The organism is Chitinophaga sp. YR627 (assembly GCF_900114995.1).
Taxonomy (GTDB): Bacteria; Bacteroidota; Bacteroidia; order Chitinophagales; family Chitinophagaceae; genus Chitinophaga.
On record NZ_FOUX01000002.1, the window covers coordinates 1444138 to 1466446 of the forward strand.

Genomic DNA, 22309 nt, shown 5'->3' on the forward strand with positions numbered 1-22309 from the left:
AAGGCGTGACCGATATTTCTTAAAGTGTTGTTTTCCAATCCGGTTCGGGTGATTCAGTACCCCAACCAGGCAACAACCAGTATTAAATCAAATCAGGCAGACCTTTCGTCTACCTGGCTGATGTCCTACGCTTTAATTTCTACTTCAACACCGGAAGGTAAATCGAGCTTGCTCAGCGCGTCTACTGTTCTGGAAGAAGAAGTGTAGATATCCAGCAAACGTTTGTGCGTGCACAACTGGAACTGCTCACGTGCCTTCTTATTAACGTGCGGTGAACGCAGCACCGTAAAAATTTTCTTTTCTGTTGGTAAAGGAATTGGACCTGTTACCACGGCACCCGTGTTACGCACGGTTTTAACGATCTTCTCAGCAGATTTATCTACCAGATTGTGATCGTAGGACTTCAGCTTGATTCTAATTCTCTGAGACATATGCAATGAACTTCTTCTTGTTTTTACCCTTACAAATTGGGAGGGCAAAGGTAACCCGTTTTTTTTACTTCACAAATAATTTTGTGGAAAAATAATTAGGTCGTGCACGCCAGGACTGAGAAACCTGCCAGCTGCACAAAAGAAGTGATGTGGTGAGGATCAGCAAAATACTGTTTTTCAATAAAATACCAAAAAAACATTGTCCACGCTGCTAATTTAGCTGTGGTAAAGGATTTACGTTGCTATTCACACATCAAAAGGTCCTAAAAGTGAGTGCTTTGATAGTACAGTCTACCTTCATATGTGGGAAATATGATCTTTTTAGCGCTATTGAGACATTTTTTTGTAGGTGGTGGACCATGTGCCCTTAGCTGACATTACCAATTGCCGGAGTAGCTAAATATTGTTGGATGCCCCCTTCCGGCATATTTGTTCTCCGATCTCCTGCCCCTCAGGAAAATCATATTATCCCGCTGATCGCGGCCGATCTTCCCTCCCCCGGAATAAGTAATACTTATCCAACATCCTCTCCCATGATAAGTCGTCTGAAGAAGCTAAAACAGGGCAATATGCAGCACCTTTCCATCTTCGAAGGAAAACCAGATCATACACCTGCAACCACCTTAAAATGAAACAGGCCTCCGGGGAACCGGTGGCCTGTCCTGTCTGGGAATGCAATAAGCAATATTTCTCAACCTGTCAAAACTCAGATGGGTAAATTCCCCAATAATGAATTCAGCAAGTTCAGAACTAAAGCCAATAACTGGTTCAATAAATCCATAGTTTGTTGAGGTTTTTCATAAGGTTAAGCCTACTCTGTTGCTTGGTTTTCGGCAATCCCAAATGCTACCCACCATATAGGAGCATGGGTGTAATTTACCCGCATGCAGGGAATTAGCAAACGGTCATTTCGTTCATTATCAACGCATTTGAAGGCAAAAACGCAATGAACAAAAATGAACAGGAGATTTCAAAATGAACGGTTGAGTTGCAGGAAAATGAATAAAACAGGTTTTTACCTGTCTGAACATTGCCCGGCCTTTTACGGCATGATAGCCAGGGAATGTAATAATGTCTGCTGGCCCTGCTCCCTAAGTGGACAGACAGCTATTTTTTTACAACTCCAGCCGCCTGGCACCCCAAACCGTGGAAGATAAAATGAACAAAAACAGTTCTGGCAATTACCGCAATGACTGAAAATTACGGGTAGAGAGAATGGAGGGAGATCTTTAAATGAAAAAACACAGTCCCATATCCGTATTCCGGCAACTCAATCTGACTGAGCGGGATAGACTGTAATGAAAGGCAGCGTATGCTTATGCTTATTCCGCAGGTACCACAATAATAGCTAGTGAAGATCAAAGATGCTACAAGACACTGATCGCATGAACCCCGGATGTCCTCATATAACACAATCCAGGCAATTCTTATCAACTTTCAGGCGCAAGCCGGCAGGAAAAACAGCTCGTTGTTATGCTGGTTACAAACGCTGACTGTCGAAACAGATGAATGCCCAGCGATAGACACCGACCAGAATGGCAGTATCTCAAAAGCAACAATGGCTAAAAAAGCGAAGAGCCTCCGACTCAAAGAGGCTCTTCAATAATTTGGATTAGTTTAACCTCGTGGCAGGTAAACTAGTCCCGGGAACTTGGGGGAATTAATAATTACAGACCTCCCAGAAGAGAATTCAGCAACGCAATCAGAGTTGCCAGTAATTGATTCAACAGATCCATTACTTTAAGTTTTGGTGGTTAGTACCTACTCTTTTCTTGGTTTTCGGTAATCCCAAAGGAGATGATCATCTGATCCTGACATAAAATTAACCCCCTCTTCTAAAATCTCCATATTCACTTTCGTTCACTTTCAATCAATTAGATCATTTTGTTCAAATCAGAGTCTGCCATAAAATGAACAACGATCATTCCTGCCACCAATGAAATGAACAGCGCTCAGCCCAATAAAAAAAGCCCCGGCTTACGCCAGGGCCCAACAATTTCAAATGTTTGTGGAAATTACAAACTTCTTAATACAGTTCTCAGAAATCCAATAACTGCAGAGAGGATGGAGGATGTCATAACAATATACTTTTAATAAGGGTGTCACGCCTACTCTTTTATTGGTTTTCGGCAATCCCAGTTCACAGTGAATACACTTCCCTGCCAACAGGATAAAGATAAATTCGGATCACCATTTAAAAGTTGTTCATTCCTATTCATTATCAATCAGTTCGTTCAGCGTGTTCAAATGATACTGATGATAACTCCCTGCAGACCGCTTCCTTATTTACCCATCTCCTCACGCATGATCGCACGCGCCTTCGCAGTAGGCAGGAAAATCTGGAAACCCAGTCCGAAATTCAACTGATGTGAAGTAGTGGAATTACCCCCGCCAATGATCACATCATACTTTACCAACGCATCCAGCGCTACGTTTGGTGTAATGAAATAAGATAAACCCGGACCAACGCCTAACTGTACACCATTGGTCGATGCTCCACTCGCCGGATTACTACCGCCAAAACCCGCATTGGCCTCACCAAAGAAACGTACGCGTTTTGAAAACTCCATCTTACGGATGTTCTTGTCCTGGAAATAATAACGCGCCAGCGCGCCCACACCATAGTCTACGTTTGTACCATTTCCTCCCGTCGTCTGTACACCCAGGTTAACATATGCTCCTAGCGCAAGATCATCCTTGATGAAATACGCCAGCTTAGGGTTTAACGTAAAGTGGAAAATCGTACTCTCCTTCTGGAAATTAAATCCGAAATCAGTAATGTCGGAACCAACCATCAGGTTTCCTTTCTGGGTCTGGGCAGAAGCAGTACTGCCGATGAATAAAGCAATCAGCGCAAGGGTTAAGAGACGAATTTTTTTCATGTTCTGAAGTTTAATTGAATAAATACTTGCCATCGAAAATTATAAAAGCCCTCTACAGGGGAGCTTACGGAAACATTACACTATGACTTCTAATGGGTTAAAGGGGACAACTCACGCAACCCAAATTTGGTGCCATTCAGGCGTCATATCAGCAAAACTTATTGACAATGAATAAAATACCGCCATAAAATGCGTAAATAAGGGTCGCGACGCAGGAAATCTGTATATGATCCTACACAAATTTGTAACTGGAAGAAAAACAATTAATAAGAGAAGGTGTTCATTAGAGCACAAACAATTTCATATGGGGACTTTCTGCGGAATAATATCAGCATATACTGCTATAAAGACAAAAACAGTCTCAATACCAGAAGCAACATCCCATAAAATAAAAAGGGACGCCTGAACGGCATCCCTTTTTTTATAAGCTGGGTAAATGAAGCTAAAATCAATCAGCGTTCACCTTACCTTTTGATTTTGCCATTTCCTCTTCAGCGATGCTGTTTGGAGCTGCTGAGTAGTGAGAGAACTCCATGATGGAAGTCGCACGACCAGATGACATGGAACGCAGCTGAGTTACGTAGCCGAACATTTCTTTCAGCGGAACTTTAGCTTTGATCACCTGTACACCATTTCTCATTTCCATACCTTCCAGCATACCACGACGACGGTTCAGGTCACCTGTTACGTCACCCATGTATTGGTCTGGAGTCTGTACTTCAACTTTCATGATTGGCTCCAGCAGAACTGGTTTTGCCTTACGGCCAGCTTCACGGAAAGCTGATCTTGCACACAGCTCGAAAGATACTGCATCGGAATCCACCTGGTGGAAGGAACCGTCAAACAGACGAACTTTCAGGTTGTCCAGTGGATAGCCCGCCAGTACACCCTGGTTCATGGAAGCTTCGAAACCTTTCTGAACCGGAGGAACGAACTCTTTTGGAATGGAACCACCGAAGATATCGTTGATGAACTGGAATGTTTTACCCTCGTTCTCTTTCAGCCATTCTGGATCAGCAGGGCCGATCTCAACCTGGATGTCAGCGAATTTACCACGACCACCGGTCTGTTTCTTGTACACTTCACGGTGTGTTACAACGCCAGTGAATGCTTCTTTGAACGCAACCTGAGGCGCACCCTGGTTAACTTCTACCTTGAACTCGCGACGCATACGGTCAACGATGATTTCCAGGTGAAGCTCACCCATACCACTTAATATGGTCTGGCCGGTTTCTTCATCAGTTTTTGCTTTCAGGGTAGGATCTTCTTCTACCAGTTTCGCAATCGCCATACCCATTTTATCCATGTCCGCCTGAGTTTTTGGCTCGATAGCGATGTGGATCACAGGCTCTGGGAATGTCATAGATTCCAGAACGATCGGATGATCTTCATTACACAGGGTATCACCTGTTTTGATATCTTTAAAACCTACAGCAGCACCGATATCACCAGCTTCGATGAAATCGATCGGGTTCTGCTTGTTGGCGTGCATCTGCATGATACGGCTGATACGCTCGTTCTTACCCGTACGGGTGTTCAGTACATAAGAACCTGCATCCAGGTGACCGGAATAAGCCCGGAAGAACGCCAGACGACCTACGAAAGGATCGGTCATGATCTTGAACGCCAGTGCTGCGAATGGTTCTTTAGCATCTGGTTTACGCTCGATCTCAGCGCCAGTGTCAGGGTTAGTACCTTTTACTGCTTCGATATCCAGTGGAGATGGCAGGTAACGGCAAACCGCATCCAGCATCTTCTGAACACCTTTGTTCTTGAAGGAAGAACCACACAGCATTGGAATGATAGCGATATCGATAGTAGCCTTACGGATAGCTTCGTGGATCTCAGCTTCAGAGATTGAATTTGGATCTTCGAAGAATTTCTCCATCAGGGTGTCGTCGTACTCAGCAACTGCTTCTACCAGTTTACCTCTCCATTCTTCTGCTTCGTCTTTCATGTCAGCAGGAATTTCGATCTCCTGGTAAGTAGCACCTTTACCTTCTTCATCCCAGATGATACCTTTCATGGTGATCAGGTCAACCACACCTTTGAAAGTATCTTCTGCACCGATAGGCAGCATCAGCGGAACAGGGTTAGCACCCAGCATTTCCTTCACCTGTTTTACCACGTTCAGGAAGTCAGCACCGGCACGGTCCATTTTGTTAACGAAACCGATACGAGGTACACGGTAACGGTTAGCCTGGCGCCAAACGGTTTCAGACTGTGGTTCTACACCGGATACAGCGCAGAACAGTGCTACCAGACCATCCAGTACACGCAGGGAACGTTCTACCTCTACAGTAAAGTCCACGTGACCCGGAGTGTCGATGATGTTGAATTTGTATTCTTTAGTGTCTGGCTGAAGCTTTCCCTGTGTAGTCGGGAATTTCCAGAAACAAGTAGTAGCAGCAGATGTGATGGTAATACCTCTCTCCTGCTCCTGTGCCATCCAGTCCATGGTGGCAGCACCTTCGTGCACTTCCCCTATTTTGTGGGATTTACCTGTGTAGTACAGGATACGCTCTGTGGTAGTGGTTTTACCGGCATCAATGTGCGCCGCAATACCAAAGTTTCTTTGAAATTTTAAGTCTGCCATAATATTAAAATGACTGTATTACTAATGCAATTTGGGGGGCAAAGGTAAATGATTTTTACCAATAAATAAAATGGGTTGATTTACCAAATCATTATTTAAGAATTCCTTTACAGAAAAGGCTTTACCCCACAATTAACCGCGCAAAGGTAATCCAATTTTACCACCTTACCAGCGATCTGTTATTACACTGAAAACCAATTGTCCCTCTTGCCCTACCGGTTTTAATAATAATCCTGCCAGCCAGGAACTTGCTATTGCATTTTTTTCCCCTTTAAAACATATTTGTATATAACCTTGTTAATATGTCCTGACCCCTACCATTGATTTGCTGTAGCTGTACTGTCATATGTGAATGCTTTTACCGTTGTCATTTGTGAATGCTTTTACCGTTGTCATTTATTCACCCCCAAACATATCTTTCAATGAAGATTATCCACAAACAGCTCCTCCTGTTGTGTCTTGCTGCCGGTGGCGTTCCCACCGCAAGGGCGCAGCTGCTCAACAGACAGGTCAATGCCAGTACCGGAGGAGGAGGCCCCGCAGGGTCTTATATCTTCCAGTACACCGTCGGCGAAATTAGCGTCAGCTCCCTGCAAAAATCAGCCATATTGCTGACCCAGGGCTTCCACCAGGCAGAAGAGCTTCCTCCAAACCCAGCAGGTGCAGAAGTAGTTGTCAACCTCATTCTTTACCCAAACCCGGTTTCCACCACACTCAAGCTTCAGTTCGACATGCTGTCCAACAACCCGGTTGTCTTTTTCATTGTCAATAGCAGCGGACAGGTCGTTCACCAGGAAAGCAGGTCTTATGGCGCCGGTAAAGTGCTGATCACACTGCCGGTTACCAGGTTTGCCGCCGGTATCTACACCGTAGTGCTGAAAGCAGGTGGTCACATGTATGAAGAAAAACTGGTGATCCAATAACCTCCAAAACCAAGATCATGAAGAAAAATTTTACACTATGGCTCTGTGCCGCCGGTTTGCTCGCCCATAGCGGATCGATGGCGCAGGTGAAGGGTATCAAGACCATCAATACCGGCGCCGCATTTCTGCTCGTTAATCCCGATGCCCGCAGCAGTGGTACCGGTGATGCCGTTACCGGTCTCGAACCCAATGCAAATGCCTTGTTCGCAAATGCCGCCAAGATCGTCTTTGCCGACGACTGGGGCGTCAGCGCCTCCTACGCTCCCTGGATGTGGGATCTTAACAACAGCGATCAGCGGACCAACATGGGCTATGTTTCCGCCTTTAAAAATTTCAAGGATAATACGGAAGGCATCGGTGTCTCCATGCGGTACTTCACCAATGGGACCATCATTTTCAGAGATGATAACGGTACCGAACTTCAACGGTATAAACCCCGGGAATATGCGATAGATGCAACGTATGCGCGTAAACTCGGCGCCCGTTATTCCCTCGCTATCAGCCTCCGTTATATCAGAAGTGACCTCGGACAGGGCAGTTTCAATGGCCTCCAGCAGAACCCCGCCAGCGCTGTAGCCGGCGACATCGCCTTCTATTCGCAGAATTATGGTAAAAGTGATCCGGCAGGCAACCGCTACTCCTGGGGTATCGCCTTCACTAATATAGGCTCCAAGCTGAATTACACCGATGATAGTGACCGTAAAGCCTTCCTGCCCGCTAATCTGCGTATAGGTGGTGGTTACACTTTCGTAAATACAGTGGAACACCAGTTTACCGTTCTGGCAGATGTTAATAAACTGCTGATCCCAACGCCGCCTAAATATGCCGTGGACGCCAATGGACAACCTACCGGTGAAATCATCGAAGGGAAAGATCCTAACCGCAGTATGACAGAATCCCTCTTTACCTCCTTCTGGGACGCCCCTGGCGGATTCCAGGAAGAGATCAGGGAATTTACGGTTGCCGGCGGACTTGAATACACTTACCAGCATCAGCTGTTTATCCGTACCGGTTACTTCTATGAACATCCACAGAAAGGCTACCGGCAGCATTTCTCAGCCGGTATAGGCACCTGCATTAAAGGCGTATCCCTTGACATGGCCTATATCATGCCTACGGCAAATAGTCTGTATCAGCGCAAGACCCTGAAGTTTACCATCGCTTATCACGTAGGCGGGGGCTCCAGATAACAATCCCATTCATCAATCACACATTAACTCCAACATATGAAACCGTACGCTTTACTGATTGCGTTATTCTTTTCCGGGCTTGGCGTCAGCATAGCTCAGGAACGTACCAGAGACAAGCTATTCCCGCACTTTAATGAGGACATTGCCAAAATGAAGCAAAAGGAGAATAAGTTAAAGACAGCTCCTCAACCTCAGAATACCCGTTCTACCAAAGAACAACTATTCACAGACTACCGCCCTCAAAACACTAAAACACGTAGCAGCAGGGTGCTGAATGCTAAAAAAACAGCTGGCAAAAATACTTCTGATGTAAGCGCCGCAGACGCAGCAAAGGATATAAGGTCCAAACAGCTGAAACTACCAGCTCCTGTTGAAGTACCTACGCAGGGCAATGCGCAGGAAAATCTGAACGCACCTGCACATAGCCAAACCGGTATCATCACACCGGCTCCCGGCAATGCGGCGAAACCAGCTACCAAGGCTCCCACTACAGCGCCTTTGAATAAATCATTCCAACGCGCCAGACAATAACCCCTAAGCATACAAACACATAACCATGAAGAAATTATATCTACTGATCATATTACTGGCTGCTGTCTGTGCGGGCGCCTATGCCCAGAATGGACTGGCAGGCACCAATTACCAGGCGGTAGTCCGCAACACCAATGGTACCGTTGTCGCAAATAAAGACATCTCTGTCCGTATATCCGTTCTTGGCGGTTCTGCTGCCGGCCCGGTACAATATGAAGAAACACATGAAGTGAAAACCAGTGCACTGGGTCTCTTTAATCTTCAGATCGGTAAGGGTAATGCGACTACCGGCACATTTGCCGGCGTACCCTGGGCAGACGCCAATCAATATTTAAAAGTTGAAGTAAATACCGGCAGCGGCTTCGTGACACTCGGCACCACTGAACTGCTGAGTGTTCCCTATGCGTTATTTGCTGCAAATGGTACGCCTGGTCCGGCAGGTCCCGCAGGCCCTCAGGGTCCGGCTGGCCCAACTGGTGCTAAAGGTGATGCAGGTGCTACAGGACCAGCAGGCGCGAAAGGCGATACTGGTCCGGCAGGAGCAGCAGGTCCTCAGGGAGCAACTGGTGCAGCAGGACCAGTGGGACCTGTAGGCCCGGCTGGTGCTAAAGGAGACGCAGGAACAGCTGGCCCTCAGGGTGTACCTGGTGTAGCAGGACCGGTGGGGCCTGTAGGACCAGCTGGTGCTAAAGGAGATGCGGGAGTTGCTGGTCCGCAGGGACCCGTTGGCGCAGTTGGTCCGGTAGGCCCTGCTGGTGCAGCAGGTCCACAAGGTAATCCAGGTGTGGCAGGACCAGCAGGACCAATCGGCCCTGTAGGCCCGGCAGGTGCAACAGGCCCGCAAGGTGATCCAGGTGTGGCAGGACCAGCAGGACCAATCGGCCCCGTAGGACCAGTGGGAGCTACAGGTCCACAGGGTGATGCAGGTGTAGCAGGACCAGCGGGACCAATAGGCCCGATTGGACCAGCAGGTGCGATCGGACCGGTAGGACCGGCAGGTCCGCAAGGTCCTGTAGGACCAGCAGGTCCGGCGGGTGAGATCAATGGTGCTGCGGCAGGCGGCGATCTCAGTGGAACCTATCCGAATCCCAATGTGGTACGTTTACAGAATATTCCTGTATCTGCAACGGCTCCTCTTGCCGGACAGATCCTCAGATATGACGGCACCAACTGGCTGCCCAGTGTAGCTGGTGGCGGATTTACGCTTCCTTATATCACTGTGGAAAACAATGCTTCTACCTTGTTCTCACTGACAAACGATGGAGATGGCACTTCTATAGAAGGTGTGAATAACACCACGACCTCCAGTATTGCAGCGGTACGTGGTATTGTAAACAGTACCGCTCCTGGTGGATTTTCCAGTGCGGTAAGAGGTATTAACAATGGTAGTGGCGGATTAGGTATCGGTGTATGGGGTTCTCAGGCAGGATCAGGATGGGGCGTATATGGCGTTACCCCAAATGGTCTTGGCGTATATGGTAACTCTTCCGCCAATGGATATGGTGTATTTGCCAACAGCAACAGCGGTATAGGTCTGAATGCCACTTCTGTAAATGGTATCGCTGCCACTATAAGCATTAATAATAACGCCAACAATAACAACGTGCTGAATGCCTCTTCTGTTGGTAATGGTACCGTTATCAATGTCAGCACTACCGGTAATGGCGCAGGCATATTGAGTAGTACCGTTGGCGGTTTTGGCGTACATGGTATTACCTCCGAACAAACATCTGCCGGTATCGTTGGTGATAACAACGGTGCCGGGGAAGCGATCGTCGGCCGTACTACCTCTGATATTGCTGGTGCAGTAGTAGGCCGTAACGATGGCGGCGGATATGGCGTAAGGGGGTTTGTAGCTACCAGCACCGCAAACACCGGTATCGGTGTATATGGACAGGTAGGTATCAATAGCAGTACCGGTATGGCAGGGAAATTCGAGAACTTCAACCAGGACAATACAGAAGCAAATATCCTGGAAGTAGTGAGTAACAGCAACGGTAATATTCCTGATAATACGCTGGGTAATGCCTCTTCCTTCCTCCTGGACAACAATAACAGCGTGGGCGCTGCCGTAAGAGCGGAAGTAAATACTATCTTCGGCAACTTCGGCGCAGCGGGCGTATTCGGTATTTCTTCTGGTACCGGCGGTCGTGCGGGCCTGTTCTATGCATCCAATCCTTCTGGTAATGGCGCTTCGCTGATCGCACTGACTGATGGTAATGGTAATGCGATCACTGCCAATGCTGGTAAAGATGGGAATGGTGTCGAAACCAACGTCGATGGTGCCGGTGCTGCTTTATATGCATGGGTGCCGACTTTCAGTGAAGGCCGTGCAGGCAGATTCGAAATCTTCAATGAGGACAATGAAAATCCGGTGATCACGGTAAAAACCGTTGGGAATGGTACAGCAGGTAATTTCCTGGTGGACAGAACAACAGGTACCTCTCCGGCGGTAAAAGGTGAAGTGAACTCTATCTTCGCCAACTTCGGAACAGCGGGTGTATTCGGACAATCATCCGGTACAGGCGGTTATGCCGGACTTTTCTATTCTTCCAACCCGGGAGGTAACGGTCCGGCGCTGCTGGCGCTTACGGAAGGTAGTGGTAACGGTATTACCGCCAATGCCGGCGGTACCGGCGATGGCATTGAAGCCAGTTGTGACGGTACAGGCAATGCTGTTTCCGGATTTATCCCCAATTTCGGCACCGGCAAAGCAGGAAGATTTGCAAATTTCAACAATTCGAACGGTCAGCCTGTTGTACATATCACAAGCACTGGTACCGGTAGCACATTATTGATCAATCATCAGGGTGCATCAGGTAACATAGCACAGTTCCAGAGCGCCAGCAGCAACGTAGCCCGTATTAACAAAGCCGGCCGTGGATTCTTTAACGGTGGTACACAAAACAGTGGTGCGGACGTTGCGGAAGCATTTGATGTAAAAGGTCATGTAAATCAATATACACCGGGTGATGTACTGGTAATCGCGGAAGACGCAGATAGAACTGTCGCATTGTCTTCTCAGGCCTACTCTACCCTCGTTGCAGGTGTATACGCCACTAAACCAGGTGTATTGCTGACAGAAGAAAGTATTGACGATGAACTGGCGGATAAAGTGCCAATGGGTGTGATCGGTGTTATACCGACCAAGGTGTGTGGAGAAGGCGGTGCTATTCGCAGAGGTGATCTGCTGGTAACTTCCAGCAAAGCGGGTCACGCCATGAAAGCTGATCTGGATAAGGTAAAACCTGGTCAGGTGATTGGTAAGGCACTGGAAACCTTTGATGGCCAGGGTACTGGTCTGATCAGGGTACTTGTAAACGTAAGATAAAACGCTTTAATACTAGCTAACCGTGTACGGCTGGACGACGCAATGTTGTCCGGCCGTTTTTTTTGCGCCTGCGCCTACGTCAGCGAGATATATCAGTCTTTCTGCTGGCTATGTTACAGAGATTCAATAGTATGCCCTGACTTAGTAGTTGCATTATCCACAGATAAGAAAACGATCTGCCTATCTCTTTGCTAGTAATAAATATTACCCGCATTTCCAGTTACCAGAAACAGTCGCATTATCCACAGAAAGAAAAACATCTGCAAATACGACCAGGATTCCCAGCTACAAGAACAGTCGCATTATCCACAGATTAGGGCAATATTTATTTCCAGCAAGAATATCCTAACGCACGCTGCTGCCAACAACAACATCTTATACAAAGACAACAAGACACACAGATTCCTCACTTGTTTTACACAGGTGAGCTATTGATGATATTAATCCCTGGGGAATGATCTTCAGGACGGTAGTAACTACCATCAGACATAAATCAACCTGTCCACCAGTACACTGGTGAAAATCGGGAATACCGGTATAAATTATGGGAAAACAATTGTACGGTGAAAACATCTCTCAACAGACCTTACGACAGAGCGTCGAATGGTGCGGATAGAATCAGCGTTTTCACGTTGGCAGGTAACGGGTTGAAGCGTGTACCAGTTTTGTGCTGTGCATTAACCGTACAAACGGTCATGTTTCAGTGATGGCATGTGCAGCCGGCTTTCAGGGATAGACTGACATCAGTCAATAACGGGCACAAAAAAAGAGAACATCCTCCGGTATAGCCCGGAGGATGTTTCTCCTATATCTTTATAAACCATCTACCTTGCGGCAGTAGATTTAGATCCTGAAGTGGGAGAATGCCTTGTTCGCTTCAGCCATACGGTGAGTATCTTCTTTCTTTTTGAAAGCGCCACCTTCACCTTTGCTTGCCGCTACGATTTCGTTAGCCAGTTTCTCAGCCATGCTCTTACCATTTCTCTCACCAGCGTAACGGATTAACCATTTAATGCACAGAGAAACCTTTCTGTCAGGACGAACCTCAGAAGGGATCTGGAAGGTAGCACCACCAATACGACGGCTTCTAACTTCTACAGCAGGAGTTACGTTTGCCAGAGCTTTCTTCCAAACCTCGTAACCATTATCATTGGTTATCTGGCTTACTCTGTCAATCGCATCATAAAATATCCTATAGGCAATGCTCTTTTTGCCCTGTTCCATCACGTTGTTAACAAACCGGGTAACCAGTTTGTCGTTAAAGCGCGGATCCGGAGCCAGAGGCATCTTCTTTGCGGCTTGCTTTCTCATTTATTTGGAAAATTTCAACTATTTGTAAAAATATTATTTCTTAGCCTTTTCCTTTTTGGTACCATACTTGGAACGGCTCTGCTTTCTATCTTTCACACCTGCTGTATCCAGAGAACCACGAACGATGTGGTAACGAACACCTGGCAGATCTTTCACCCTACCACCACGGATCAGCACGATGGAGTGCTCCTGAAGGTTGTGACCTTCACCCGGGATATAAGCAATCACCTCTACTTTGTTTGTCAGACGCACCTTTGCAACCTTGCGCAGCGCAGAGTTTGGCTTTTTAGGAGTGGTTGTGTACACACGGGTACATACACCACGACGCTGAGGACAGCTATCTAAAGCCCTGGACTTGGATTTAGCCCGGATAATTTCTCTTCCTTTTCTTACTAATTGTTGTATAGTAGGCATTCTACCTAAGTTTTTTTTCTGTCGGTTTACAATGACATCCAAATCACCCAGAATGGGAATTTGGGAGGGCAAAGGTACATTTCTCCCTATTAATAACAAAATGTTTTCAACATTTTTTTGGAAAACCCTCTAACGACCTGACAGAACGGTCACCATGTCTTTCCATTCCTGTTCGAGTGACACCTCCGGCATTGGTTGGCCTGCGCGGGAATACCAGTAACGTGCATTACCGCGGTCGCCTTCCTTTCTGTGGAGATAAGCGTGCACCCAGGCAGCCGTATCGCCATCCAGATGCTCAATAATATCATGCGCCTTTTGCCAGTTTCCCTTGCCGTCCCACCATAGGGAGGCCAGGTATGGAGAAGTGCCTGCGGGAGGCATAGCCTGGCTGAGGGATTCCAGAAAAGCAGAAAGTGTCATCCTGCAAAGATGCACTTTTTCACCGTGAATGCATAATGTTTACACGGTCAAACTGTGGACAGTACTGTATCCGGGTACATTACAGTGCTGATTATCAATATTTAATGAGGAATAAAATTAGTCATTGCTGATACTCTGGTATAGCGGCAGGGATATTATATATATTGTGTACAGCGATTTTTCTCCAGATAGACTATTATTAATGACAGTTTCCCGTTCTGATCTTTGTCTGATATTTGTTATCCTACGTTAATCCTACGTTCCTGAACGTAGGATTAACGTAGGATAAGCATTATTAAAACGGCATCTGACCTGGAAAGAGAAGGGGCCATCCGCATCTGCAAATGGCCCCTAACTAACACAACTAAGACTATTTTTAGTGTTTTGATACTTTATAGTTCCAGTGGCGGGTATCGTCTGCCTTTCCTGTACGGATAGCATCCAGACGTTCCAGCAGCTCTGCTCCTACCGCGTATCTGGTAGTATCCAGGTGGATCTTGTGCTCTTTATAGTGCAGTTCTTCCACATACGCTACACTGGATGCAGTACCTGTACCGAATACCTCACGCAGGGTACCGTCTTTCCAGGCCGCTACCACCTCTTCAATGGAAACCGGACGTTCTTCCACGGTCAGTCCCATATCGGTTAGTACATCCATTACGCTCGTCCTGGTTACCCCTGCAAGGATAGTGCCCTGGGTCAGGTCAGGTGTGATGGCTTTGTTACCGATGATCGCAAATACGTTCATCGTACCACACTCCTGTAAATATTTATACTCGAGTCCGTCAACCCAGAGGATCTGGTCAAATCCCTGTTTACGTGCCTGCATAGTCGGATACATCGCTCCACCGTAGTTACCGGCAGCCTTGGCATAACCTACGCCACCAGGAAAAGCACGGATATACTTATCCTGTACCAACAGTTTAATCGGTTTGTTGAAATACGGACCGGATGGAGAATTAATGATAACGAATTTATAGGTGTCAGAAGGTTTTACACCGATAAATTCATCTGCTGCAATCATGAAAGGTCGCAGGTACAGTGAGCAACCGTCATTGGAAGGCACCCAATCCCGGTCGAGATCGATCAGCATGTCCATGCCCCCGATGAATAACCATTCAGGAACATCTGGCATACCCATTCTCTCTGCGGAAGTGTTAAAACGTGCATAGTTGTCATACGGACGGAAGATCATAGGATTACCTTCCTGATCCTTGTATGACTTAATACCTTCGAAGATAGCCTGACCATAGTGCCAGGCGGCATTGGATGGACTTACAGAAAGATGCTGAAACGGTAAGATCTCTGCATTTTTCCATTCTTTTCCGTCAAAGTCAGCCACCAGCATGTGGTCGGCGTACTTTTTCCCGAATACCAGGTTGTTAAAATCAATCTCATTGATCCGGCTCTGAGCCGTCCGGGTCACTTTAATCTTCTTAACTGCCTCTTCTAGTACGGCATTTGTCGTTGGATTGTCTACCATCATAAGGACCTTTAAATTTTTTATTGATGTTTTGGTGTCTGAATTTCAATTCCTGGCCCTGTTCCCGTTTAAAATCTAAAGTCGGAAATCCTGAATCTAAAATTGAATACTCTTACATTTGCTCACTGTCAGATGCAAATAAACTGATTTTTTCCCCAAAGGGAAACGATATATTAAGTTAAATACACATAAACATGTCTTTCGATAAATTGCAACTCGATCCTTACATACTGGCCAGGATATACACCCAGCCTCTCATTCCGGGAAAAAAGGAACCTGTTGCAGTCGTGACGGAAGCGGCTCCTAAAGTCAAATTTTTAGGTGAAAATCAAAAAAACATCGCGCTATTCATACAAAATGCCGGTGATGCATACTTAAACGATGATTTGTTCAACCTGTTAACTAATATATTAAACGCCTGTAAACTCGGCGTACAGGATATCGCACTCATCAACACCGCTCAGTACGGTAATCTGCCTTTCTCTACCTGGCAGGCTGCGGTACCCATGAAGCAGGCCGTACTGTTTGGTATCCCTCCTGCTGCAATGGGACTCGAAGCTGTATCAGCCTATCAGATGGTACAGGTGAATGGTTGCCAGCTGATCTGCTCTGATGAGCTGCAACTCATCTCACAGGATAAGATGCTGAAAGGAAAACTCTGGATGGGACTGAAACAATTACTGGGTATATAATATTTGCCAAAGACATTAAACACCGCTTTTCTAATGACACTTGTATTTGCTACCAATAACGAAAACAAGGTAAAGGAAATCCGCTCTGTGCTGGGTGACAGCTTTTCTATCATCACCCTGCAGGAAGCAGGTATCGATATCGATATCCCTGAACCGCATGATACCCTGCAAGAAAATGCCCGGGAGAAATCAACTGTCATTTTTGAAATGACCGGTAAAGACTGTTTCTCAGAAGATACCGGACTGGAGATAGATGCACTGGACGGCGCTCCGGGTGTATTGTCAGCCCGTTATGCCGGTGAACAAAAACTTGCGGAAGACAACATCGCCAAAGTGCTGAAAGAAATGAACGGACAGGAAAACAGGAAAGCACATTTCAGAACTGTCATTTCCCTGATCCTTGGCGGACAGGAATATCAGTTCACCGGTGTATGTCCGGGTTCCATCCTCACCGAAAGCCGCGGCGGTAAAGGATTCGGGTATGATCCCATCTTTATCCCAGATGGATCAGACCTCACATTCGCAGAAATGGATATGGCAGGAAAGAACAAGTTCAGTCACCGTGCAAAAGCCTTCCAGCAACTGGTCACTTTCCTGAAAGCAGAAGGCACGAAGAGCCTCTCTCTCTGAAAATGCACCGACAGGCAGTATACTTAACAGCAGTAAAAGATCTATCAATATAAAGCATGGCAAGAGTTAAAATAGATATACCGGAAAAACTGGGTTACACCACACAGATCCCGGTAAGAGTAACAGATGTGAACTATGGCGGACACGTAGGCAATGATGCTATCCTGTCCATTCTTCACCAGGCCAGGATCAATTACCTGCACGCCCTGGGACTGGAAGAAAGAGGTCCGGAAACCGGTCTTATCATGGCAGATGCTGCACTCGTATACAAAGGAGAAGGATTCCTTAAGGATATCTTTGATATCGCCATCGGAGCAGCTGACATCTCTCCTTTCGGCTTTGACATTTATTACAGGATCACTACTGTCCGTGATGGTAAAACCATCCTCATCGCGGAAGCAAAATCAGGTATGATCTTCTTTGATTATACCAACAGGAAAGTCGCCAGACTTCCGGAAGAATGGAAAGAAAAAATATCTGCATAAACAATCAAGTATAAGAATGGAAAACGGAAATCTGACGAATATTATCAGGCAACGTCGTAATATCAAACCGGCGAGCATGAACGGGAAGAGAATCCCCGATGAACAGGTACGTGAAATACTGGAACTGGCTGACTGGGCACCAACCCACGGCTATACTGAACCGTGGTATTTCGTTGTATTCAGTGGAGAAGGCGTAAAACAATTCTGTCAGGCACATGCTGACATTTACAAAGCCAATACTCCTGCTGAGAAATTTGCATCCGCAAGCTACGAGAAACTGCAACAGCAGGGTGATCTCGCATCTCATGTGATTGCAATCTGTATGAAAAGAGGCAATAAACCAGCCATTCCTGAACTGGAAGAAATTGTTGCCGTTGCCTGCGCAACACAAAACCTCTGGCTCGGTGCTACCGAAAAAGGACTGGCCGGCTACTGGGGTTCAGGTGGTATGACCTTCCACCCGGCGATGAAGGAATACCTTTCCTTACGTGAAGAAGATAAAGTGCTCGGTTTCTTCTATCTCGGTTACACGGACGAACAGATTCCGGAAGGCAGAAGACTGAAGCCTGCTGAAGAGAAATTCAAGTGGATGTAGTTTCAATTAAGAATTAGGGATTAAGAATTAAGACTTGGAAGCTAATTGCCTTCCTCTTTTAGTTTTTAACTCCTAATTCTTAATTGCTAATTGTTAATTCCTAATTGTTCTTGTTTGCCATGCGCCTCCATATCTTTCTGATCGCCCTTCTTGTCAGTGCCAACCTCTTCGCACAGAACCAAACGGCTCCACCCAAGCCTATTGACAGCGCGACGCTCAGCAAAATTATTTCCCAACAGGTAAAAGACACTTCCGGTAAATCGGTGATCCGCTTGTCAGACACTTCTGTAGCGATCATCATTACCCGACTGGAAACCTATACCCTGATGCTGAATCAGGTAATGAGCACCTTACGGCGCGGACTTGATACGGCTGAGATCAGTGAAAGTATTCCACTGATCGACTCATCTATGCGGGTAGTACAGAAAGACATGACGGCTATCGGCAGTACCAATAACGTACATGATCTTTATACAAACCGGGTACTGCTGGTGCAACTGGAAAGAAAACTGGATAGCTGGCAGGATGTACTGTTTAAGTTTCACGACAGACTGGTAAATATCACAGATACCCTTCAGCTACTACGGAAAGATACCAGCATGCGGAATATCCCTGCGGAAGATGAACTACGGGGTATTTACGTCGGACAAATGGCCTCACTCATCCAGAAATGGCGGCAGGTAGACAGTGCCAATAAGACGAATCTGCTACATCTCGGATTGTTGCAGAATAGGGTGGCTAAGCGTTATATCGACGTGACCAACTTACTGGAGGATATGGATTATCAGCTGACCCGCTTCAGCCAGCGTATGTTTAACAAAGACTTCAGTTATCTGTGGGAGCCGCCCTTACCGGATAAAAAAGGACCCAAATTCCCGGAAGTACTCCATCGTTCTGTTCGCAAAAACCTCAACATTCTTAAGATATTCTTTGCTGTCAGCGGACCTGTTTACCTGATCTGGTTACTGGGTGCAGCACTATTTTTATGGTGGGTAAAATTCAACGCCCGGAAAATCAAAAGCAAACATGAAGAACGGGAAGCAGAAACCATCCTGCAACATTCCCGTTATCTGTACCGCTACCCTATCGCCAGTACGATATTACTCGCATCTACCCTTTCGTTCCTGATCTCTATCCAGTACCCCATATTTTATTCCGGCATCTGCTGGATGATCACGGCCATTGCCACAACAGTGATCATCCGCGACAGCATTCCTCCTAATCTGTTAAAAAGATGGTATTTGCTGGTGTTCCTGCTGGCATTGTACTGTGTCAATAACCTGTTGATACAGGTGACATTTTTTGAGCAGTGGGGCATTTTCATTGGAGGAATATTAGCCATCATTCTTGGCATCTATCTCCTCCGTACGCTGCGGAATACCACATTGCCCTTGCCCAAATATTCCCGTTCAGCCATCTGGACATTTATGATATTAAGTGGACTATCCGTTATCCTCGTGTTGATGGCCAGAGTAGCTGCGGCCAAGATAATGGGGGCTGCCAGTGTAGTCAGTATTACCATGGCCCTGGGCATTGTACTGATGGTGGAAATACTGATGGAGGCGATCTATATACAGGTGGAAGCCAAGAAGGATTCCAGCACCTTCATTTCCATGATCGACTATCAGAACATCAAATCACGTTTAAAGACGATCTTTTACATTGCTGCTTCTATCGGCTGGCTCGCATTACTGGCGCGTAATCTTTACATGTATGACGCGCTCTACGAGATGATCAGTAACATGCTGGTGGCGGAGAGAAAGATCGGCAACTTCACCTTCTCCTTTAGCAGTGTGATCATATTCCTGCTGATCATTTGGTTGTCAACTGTTGTGACACAGATCCTCTCCTATCTGCTGGGGTATACCGGTCAGTCATCGCAACCACAGAAGAAACTGGGATCAGCGATGCTCCTGATAAGGCTGGCGGTGCTCGCGGCCGGAACACTGCTGGCATTTGCTGCATCTGGTATACCGATGGATAAACTGGCTATTGTAATAGGCGCATTGGGTGTGGGTATTGGTTTTGGTCTGCAGAACATTGTGAATAACCTGGTATCGGGCATCATTCTGGCATTTGAAAAACCAATAGAGGTGGGAGACGTGATAGAGTTAGGCAGCAGGTCGGGTGTAGTAAAAGAGATCGGTATCCGTTCCAGTAAGATCTCTGCCGGAGATGGTTCTGAAGTGATCGTACCGAATGGCGACCTGATTGCACAGCAGCTGGTGAACTGGACACTGACCAGCAGAACACGTCGTGTAGACGTAGTGGTAGGTGTCGCTTATGGTAGTGATCTGAAGAAGGCCCTCACTGTTATCAAAGAGTATCTGGTGAACCAGGAAGATATTCTGAAATCGCCTGATCCGACAGTGTTATTACAGAACTTCCGTGATACCGGTGTAGATATACAGGCGATGTTCTGGATCAGTGATCTTGGACAGGCTGGCGTGACAAAAAGCGAGGTACTTACGGATATCTATATCAAATTACAGGAGGCGGGTATCAGTATCGCCTATCCGAGACCGCAGCAATTCCAGTTCAATATGGAAACAGGCATCTGGAAACAGCAACCTGCTCCGACACCGGCCACACCTTCTGCACCGATAGCAGCAGTGACGCCGACACCCGCGGGAACTCCGCCGGGAGCTGGTGGTACCGGAGAAAGGCCTTCCGCACCGGAAAGCCCTGCTCCAAATCCATAGCAGGTGAAGTTATACTAACATGAACGATAGCGGCAGCCGGGAACCGTATGGCAAATTTCCAGTACATTTGTAACAGGTAACCGTGCCAATATAAACCAGTCGCGATATGCGAAGTATTTTGTTCCTGCTTCTGATTGTAGCCTTGGGAGAATCTGCACATGCACAGGTTCTTCAATCCCCTGATAAAGCTTTCGCGCAGGCGCAGGCATCGGGCAAAAAAATCATGTTAGTTTTCTCCGGCTCCGACTGGTGTATACCCTGCATCCGTTTCAATAAACAGATACTCTCAGATAGCAGCTTCCTGCGTTTCGCAGGAGAAAACCTGGTGTTACTGGAGGCTGATTTTCCACAGAGAAAAAAGATCGCCGCTCCCCTCCGGCAACAATATGATTCACTCGCGGCAGCGTTTAATCCGGATGGCGCTTTTCCACAACTGGTGTTGTTAAGTCCGCAGAAAAAACTGCTTGCTTACATCCCCTACCGGGAGGAAACACCAGATGGGTTTATCACTACGCTTAAACACCTTCTTCAATAATACCTCATGCAAAGCAGTAAGCTTCATACGCGGTTAATGGGTTCTGATTTTGAACTGATAGCCACCGGCGCAACTGAGGCTATTGCGAATCGCAGACTGGAGCAGGGAGTAGCTGAGATCAGACGCATAGAATCATTGCTTACAGTGTTCAGCGAGACCTCTGTGACAGCACAACTCAATGCACAGGCAGGTGGTACTCCCCTCACGGTACCAGCGGAAGTATATCGGCTGCTGCTTCGTTGTAATAAGATCAGTACGATCACACAGGGAGCATTCGATATTACAGCAGGTGTATTAAAGCAACTTTTCAATTTCAAATACGATCATTTTACCTGGCCTGATAACAATGCTATTGCACAGGCGATGGCATGTACCGGCTTCCAACATATCGCTTTACTGGAGCATCATTGTGTACAATTGAAACGTGCGGGTATGCGTATTGACTTTGGCGCTATTGGCAAGGGTTACGCAGCGGACAGGGTGAAAGCACTCTGGATAGCAGATGGCGCCACCAGTGGTGTAGTAAATGCCAGTGGCGATCTGACAGCCTGGGGTACACAACCAGATGGCGGACCATGGAAAGTAGGGATTGCACATCCTGATGATCCACAGCAGATCTCTTTATGGTTACCGGTCAATAATGCCTCTGTAGCTACCTCCGGCAATTACGAGCAGTATGTAGAACGAAACGGGGTCCGTTATTCACATAACATCGATCCGCGTAAAGGGTGGCCGGTACCGTATATAAAAAGCGTGACAGTCGTGAGTCCCAGTGCGGAGCTTTCTGATGCACTGGCCACCGCGATCACTGTTATGGGACCTGAAGTGGGGCTTAATCTGGTGAACCAGTTACCGGAAGTACATTGTATCATAATAGACGGGAATAATACAATTTTTCAATCGGATAATATTCAAATACATGCGAAAGCGTAATAGCGGGAGCATTTTCTTCTTCAGCGCAACGGCTATACTGGGCATATTGTTACTGCAATCCTGTGTAGCAGTAAAACCCTATCAGCGTGCCTATCTGAATGATGAATCAATGCAACCGGGCAAAACACAAATGGAAAAATTTGATGAAAACGTACAGACTTACCGTGAAGGAAGCAGTGGTGGTGGCAGTGGCAAAAGCAGCGGTGGTTGTGGTTGTAACTAATC

General features: G+C 46.7%; 19 protein-coding genes. 12 read left to right on the forward strand and 7 right to left on the reverse strand.

Annotated elements, in window-relative coordinates; all coding sequences use genetic code 11:
- Positions 1 to 125: 125 nt before the first annotated feature.
- The 3 genes from rpsJ to fusA all read right to left on the reverse strand — a co-directional run bounded on the left by rpsJ (position 126) and on the right by fusA (position 5909).
- A complete protein-coding gene (gene rpsJ / locus BMZ72_RS14455) occupies positions 126 to 431 on the reverse strand; it encodes a 30S ribosomal protein S10 (protein WP_012789286.1) in 306 nt (101 codons plus the stop codon).
- 2282 nt (positions 432 to 2713) lie between these two features.
- Positions 2714 to 3313, reverse strand: a complete 600-nt coding sequence (locus BMZ72_RS14465) for an outer membrane beta-barrel protein (RefSeq protein WP_089809400.1) — start codon at positions 3311 to 3313, stop codon at positions 2714 to 2716.
- 448 nt (positions 3314 to 3761) lie between these two features.
- Positions 3762 to 5909 (reverse strand): elongation factor G, encoded by a 2148-nt coding sequence (gene fusA, locus BMZ72_RS14470; RefSeq protein WP_218155246.1) that lies wholly within the window; start codon positions 5907 to 5909, stop codon positions 3762 to 3764.
- Positions 5910 to 6331: 422 nt separating this feature from the next.
- Here fusA and BMZ72_RS14475 point away from each other — a divergent pair, with 422 nt between their 5' ends.
- From BMZ72_RS14475 to BMZ72_RS37095, 4 genes are read left to right on the forward strand one after another with little or no spacing between them, the layout of a single operon-like run.
- Positions 6332 to 6832 (forward strand): T9SS type A sorting domain-containing protein, encoded by a 501-nt coding sequence (locus BMZ72_RS14475; RefSeq protein ID WP_177222789.1) that lies wholly within the window; start codon positions 6332 to 6334, stop codon positions 6830 to 6832.
- Positions 6833 to 6849: 17 nt separating this feature from the next.
- Positions 6850 to 8022: a type IX secretion system outer membrane channel protein PorV gene (gene porV / locus BMZ72_RS14480; protein ID WP_089809406.1), complete on the forward strand. Its 1173-nt coding sequence runs from the start codon at positions 6850 to 6852 to the stop codon at positions 8020 to 8022.
- Between the two features lie 36 nt (positions 8023 to 8058).
- Positions 8059 to 8553, forward strand: coding sequence for a hypothetical protein (locus tag BMZ72_RS14485; protein WP_089809408.1), 495 nt, complete (start codon positions 8059 to 8061; stop codon positions 8551 to 8553).
- A gap of 25 nt (positions 8554 to 8578) precedes the next feature.
- Positions 8579 to 11884 (forward strand): collagen-like domain-containing protein, encoded by a 3306-nt coding sequence (locus tag BMZ72_RS37095; RefSeq protein WP_089809410.1) that lies wholly within the window; start codon positions 8579 to 8581, stop codon positions 11882 to 11884.
- Positions 11885 to 12727: 843 nt separating this feature from the next.
- Here the strand turns inward: BMZ72_RS37095 and rpsG are convergent.
- The 4 genes from rpsG to BMZ72_RS14510 all read right to left on the reverse strand — a co-directional run bounded on the left by rpsG (position 12728) and on the right by BMZ72_RS14510 (position 15515).
- On the reverse strand, positions 12728 to 13195 hold the full coding sequence (gene rpsG / locus BMZ72_RS14495) for a 30S ribosomal protein S7 (RefSeq protein WP_012789279.1): 468 nt from the start codon (positions 13193 to 13195) through the stop codon (positions 12728 to 12730).
- A gap of 33 nt (positions 13196 to 13228) precedes the next feature.
- Positions 13229 to 13609, reverse strand: a complete 381-nt coding sequence (gene rpsL, locus BMZ72_RS14500; RefSeq protein ID WP_012789278.1) for a 30S ribosomal protein S12 — start codon at positions 13607 to 13609, stop codon at positions 13229 to 13231.
- Between the two features lie 129 nt (positions 13610 to 13738).
- Positions 13739 to 14029, reverse strand: a complete 291-nt coding sequence (locus tag BMZ72_RS14505) for a hypothetical protein (RefSeq protein ID WP_089809412.1) — start codon at positions 14027 to 14029, stop codon at positions 13739 to 13741.
- 376 nt (positions 14030 to 14405) lie between these two features.
- Positions 14406 to 15515, reverse strand: coding sequence for a branched-chain amino acid aminotransferase (locus BMZ72_RS14510; protein WP_255373202.1), 1110 nt, complete (start codon positions 15513 to 15515; stop codon positions 14406 to 14408).
- Positions 15516 to 15706: 191 nt separating this feature from the next.
- On the opposite strand from BMZ72_RS14510, the gene BMZ72_RS14515 reads away from it, so the two are divergent.
- The 8 genes from BMZ72_RS14515 to BMZ72_RS14550 all read left to right on the forward strand — a co-directional run bounded on the left by BMZ72_RS14515 (position 15707) and on the right by BMZ72_RS14550 (position 22307).
- Entirely contained in the window at positions 15707 to 16204 is a 498-nt protein-coding gene (locus BMZ72_RS14515; protein WP_089809414.1) for a hypothetical protein, read from the forward strand.
- Between the two features lie 33 nt (positions 16205 to 16237).
- Positions 16238 to 16834, forward strand: a complete 597-nt coding sequence (gene rdgB, locus BMZ72_RS14520) for an RdgB/HAM1 family non-canonical purine NTP pyrophosphatase (protein WP_089809416.1) — start codon at positions 16238 to 16240, stop codon at positions 16832 to 16834.
- A 56-nt stretch (positions 16835 to 16890) separates the two neighbouring features.
- Positions 16891 to 17319, forward strand: coding sequence for a thioesterase family protein (locus BMZ72_RS14525; protein WP_089809418.1), 429 nt, complete (start codon positions 16891 to 16893; stop codon positions 17317 to 17319).
- Between the two features lie 16 nt (positions 17320 to 17335).
- Positions 17336 to 17914 carry a nitroreductase family protein gene (locus BMZ72_RS14530; protein WP_089809420.1) on the forward strand — a complete coding sequence of 193 codons (579 nt, stop codon included), beginning with the start codon at positions 17336 to 17338 and terminating at the stop codon, positions 17912 to 17914.
- A gap of 119 nt (positions 17915 to 18033) precedes the next feature.
- Complete coding sequence (locus BMZ72_RS14535; RefSeq protein WP_089809422.1) at positions 18034 to 20616, forward strand: mechanosensitive ion channel family protein; 2583 nt, start codon at positions 18034 to 18036, stop codon at positions 20614 to 20616.
- A 106-nt stretch (positions 20617 to 20722) separates the two neighbouring features.
- Positions 20723 to 21151 carry a thioredoxin family protein gene (locus BMZ72_RS14540; RefSeq protein WP_089809424.1) on the forward strand — a complete coding sequence of 143 codons (429 nt, stop codon included), beginning with the start codon at positions 20723 to 20725 and terminating at the stop codon, positions 21149 to 21151.
- Positions 21152 to 21157: 6 nt separating this feature from the next.
- The gene (locus tag BMZ72_RS14545; protein WP_089809426.1) at positions 21158 to 22084 is read left to right on the forward strand and encodes an FAD:protein FMN transferase; all 927 of its coding nucleotides are present in this window, start codon (positions 21158 to 21160) and stop codon (positions 22082 to 22084) included.
- The gene (locus tag BMZ72_RS14550) at positions 22071 to 22307 is read left to right on the forward strand and encodes a DUF4266 domain-containing protein (protein ID WP_089809429.1); all 237 of its coding nucleotides are present in this window, start codon (positions 22071 to 22073) and stop codon (positions 22305 to 22307) included. The genes BMZ72_RS14545 and BMZ72_RS14550 overlap by 14 nt, the downstream gene beginning before the upstream one ends.
- Positions 22308 to 22309 lie beyond the last annotated feature (2 nt).

Coding starts and splice junctions, on each gene's coding strand:
- rpsJ (WP_012789286.1), bottom strand. CDS start 431: ATGTCTCAGAGAATTAGAATCAAGCTGAAGTCCTACGATCACAATCTG.
- BMZ72_RS14465 (WP_089809400.1), bottom strand. CDS start 3,313: ATGAAAAAAATTCGTCTCTTAACCCTTGCGCTGATTGCTTTATTCATC.
- fusA (WP_218155246.1), bottom strand. CDS start 5,909: ATGGCAGACTTAAAATTTCAAAGAAACTTTGGTATTGCGGCGCACATT.
- BMZ72_RS14475 (WP_177222789.1), top strand. CDS start 6,332: ATGAAGATTATCCACAAACAGCTCCTCCTGTTGTGTCTTGCTGCCGGT.
- porV (WP_089809406.1), top strand. CDS start 6,850: ATGAAGAAAAATTTTACACTATGGCTCTGTGCCGCCGGTTTGCTCGCC.
- BMZ72_RS14485 (WP_089809408.1), top strand. CDS start 8,059: ATGAAACCGTACGCTTTACTGATTGCGTTATTCTTTTCCGGGCTTGGC.
- BMZ72_RS37095 (WP_089809410.1), top strand. CDS start 8,579: ATGAAGAAATTATATCTACTGATCATATTACTGGCTGCTGTCTGTGCG.
- rpsG (WP_012789279.1), bottom strand. CDS start 13,195: ATGAGAAAGCAAGCCGCAAAGAAGATGCCTCTGGCTCCGGATCCGCGC.
- rpsL (WP_012789278.1), bottom strand. CDS start 13,609: ATGCCTACTATACAACAATTAGTAAGAAAAGGAAGAGAAATTATCCGG.
- BMZ72_RS14505 (WP_089809412.1), bottom strand. CDS start 14,029: ATGACACTTTCTGCTTTTCTGGAATCCCTCAGCCAGGCTATGCCTCCC.
- BMZ72_RS14510 (WP_255373202.1), bottom strand. CDS start 15,515: ATGATGGTAGACAATCCAACGACAAATGCCGTACTAGAAGAGGCAGTT.
- BMZ72_RS14515 (WP_089809414.1), top strand. CDS start 15,707: ATGTCTTTCGATAAATTGCAACTCGATCCTTACATACTGGCCAGGATA.
- rdgB (WP_089809416.1), top strand. CDS start 16,238: ATGACACTTGTATTTGCTACCAATAACGAAAACAAGGTAAAGGAAATC.
- BMZ72_RS14525 (WP_089809418.1), top strand. CDS start 16,891: ATGGCAAGAGTTAAAATAGATATACCGGAAAAACTGGGTTACACCACA.
- BMZ72_RS14530 (WP_089809420.1), top strand. CDS start 17,336: ATGGAAAACGGAAATCTGACGAATATTATCAGGCAACGTCGTAATATC.
- BMZ72_RS14535 (WP_089809422.1), top strand. CDS start 18,034: ATGCGCCTCCATATCTTTCTGATCGCCCTTCTTGTCAGTGCCAACCTC.
- BMZ72_RS14540 (WP_089809424.1), top strand. CDS start 20,723: ATGCGAAGTATTTTGTTCCTGCTTCTGATTGTAGCCTTGGGAGAATCT.
- BMZ72_RS14545 (WP_089809426.1), top strand. CDS start 21,158: ATGCAAAGCAGTAAGCTTCATACGCGGTTAATGGGTTCTGATTTTGAA.
- BMZ72_RS14550 (WP_089809429.1), top strand. CDS start 22,071: ATGCGAAAGCGTAATAGCGGGAGCATTTTCTTCTTCAGCGCAACGGCT.